Annotated in this window: 2 protein-coding genes; both read right to left on the reverse strand. The window is 60.2% G+C overall.

From position 1 onward, the window contains the following. Positions 1 to 12 precede the first annotated feature (12 nt). Positions 13 to 912 carry a TauD/TfdA dioxygenase family protein gene (locus OGV19_RS23165; RefSeq protein ID WP_264310814.1) on the reverse strand — a complete coding sequence of 300 codons (900 nt, stop codon included), beginning with the start codon at positions 910 to 912 and terminating at the stop codon, positions 13 to 15. A 200-nt stretch (positions 913 to 1,112) separates the two neighbouring features. Continuing rightward, entirely contained in the window at positions 1,113 to 1,454 is a 342-nt protein-coding gene (locus OGV19_RS23170; RefSeq protein WP_264313991.1) for a tryptophan synthase subunit beta, read from the reverse strand. Between the last annotated feature and the right edge of the window lie 163 nt (positions 1,455 to 1,617).

The raw sequence follows: 1,617 nt of genomic DNA on the forward strand, positions 1-1,617 counted from the left end.
TTTCCTCAGTCGTCAGAACGGGGCATCGCCCTGGATGGTGGTGCGATAGAGCTTGCGCCGCAGGTGCGCGGGGCAGCCGGTGGCCAGGTGGATCAGCGAACGGTTGTCCCAGAACACCAGGTCGTGGGGCTGCCACTGATGGCGGTAGATGTTCTGCTCAAGCACACTCAGGGCATATAGCTGTTGCAGCACATCGCGGCTTTCATCGTCCGGCAGGCCGACGATACGGGTGGTGAAACCTTCACTGACGAACAGCGCCTTGCGGCCGTTTTCCGGGTGGGTGCGTACCACCGGGTGGATGACTTCCTGCACCTGGGCCAACTGCTCGGCGCTGAGGGTCGGGCGCCAGTTGCCTTCGAACTTGGTTTCGGCGTAACGGGCCGTGTAGGAGTGAGCCGCGTCCCGGCCCTCGACCACCTTGCGCAGGGCTTCGGGTACGGCGTCCCAGGCTTTGTGCATGTCAGCAAACAGGGTGTCGCCGCCCTCACTGGGCAGCTCCTGGGCATGGAGCATCGAACCCAGGCTGGGGAGTGCTTTGTACGACAGGTCCGAATGCCAGAACTTGCCCGCATCCCCAAGGCCGACGTTGCGGCCGTCTTCGACGATGTTGGATACGATCAAAATCTCGGGGTGCCCGGTCAGCAGAAACTGTTTGAGCACATGGATCTGCAGCTCGCCAAATCGGCGGCTGAAGCTGATCTGTTGGTCTGGGGTGATGCGCTGGTCGCGAAACACCAACACATGGTGATCGAGGTGGGCGCGGTGAATACGGGTGAAATCCTCGGCGTTGACCGGCTTGGTCAGGTCCAGGCCGATGATCTCGGCGCCGACGGCACCAGAGAATGGGCGGATTTCAAAGCTTTGCGGCTGGGCGCTGTCGATGGACGACAAGGCGTTCGAGGCGGCGGACATGGTTCACTCCCACGCAGTGCGCGACGTCAAAGGCGCGCAACGATCAGAAACGCACGGGGATTTCCCGTGTGGGTTCAAGTCGTGCGGCGCATCGATTGGTCGACGGGTACGCAGTGGGAATGACTATAAAGTCATAAGCAGGATATTTTAAATACCTTTAAAGAATAACCATATCACCGTGGAACGGGGCTGATCCGCCGTCAGATCAACCCACCCTGCTCTTCTTCATCAATCAGGTTGTTCAGGCTGCCCAGCGCCCTGCGCGCCTTGGAACGGTTAAGCAGCTTTGCCTGTGCCCCGGCAGGCAGGTCGGTGATGCTGAAGACGCCCTTGGCGGTCAGCACATCGATCAAGTCCTCAAGCACACGGATCATGTCCAGATCGCTTTGCTTGAGCTGCTTGAGGCTGTTTTCCACCTCGTCATCGCCAAACCATTCCTGGATTTCGGCGTTGTCGGCGGGGAGTATTTCGCTGAACCCCTCATATGAAGCTGCTTCTACCCGCAGCAACTGGCCGGTGGCGTCGCGTTGCACGTAGAACATGGCGGTGTCCCTCGTCACGTTGGTTCCTTGTTGGTAGACAGCAGCATAGGCAAAGATTTCCGGGCACGCAGGCCCGGCGCAGGAGTATGCGCTGTCATGGGAAGGCAGGAAAGAGCCGGCCCCCACCCGTACGGTCATTTCGACCGCACGGGTGGGGTGGGCA

Source organism: Pseudomonas putida (assembly GCF_025905425.1).
Lineage (GTDB): Bacteria > Pseudomonadota > Gammaproteobacteria > Pseudomonadales > Pseudomonadaceae > Aquipseudomonas > Aquipseudomonas putida_AF.

What these genes read in the sequence shown, in the direction of transcription:
- OGV19_RS23165 (WP_264310814.1), bottom strand. Translation starts at nt 912, where the DNA reads ATGTCCGCCGCCTCGAACGCCTTGTCGTCCATCGACAGCGCCCAGCCG.
- OGV19_RS23170 (WP_264313991.1), bottom strand. Translation starts at nt 1,454, where the DNA reads ATGTTCTACGTGCAACGCGACGCCACCGGCCAGTTGCTGCGGGTAGAA.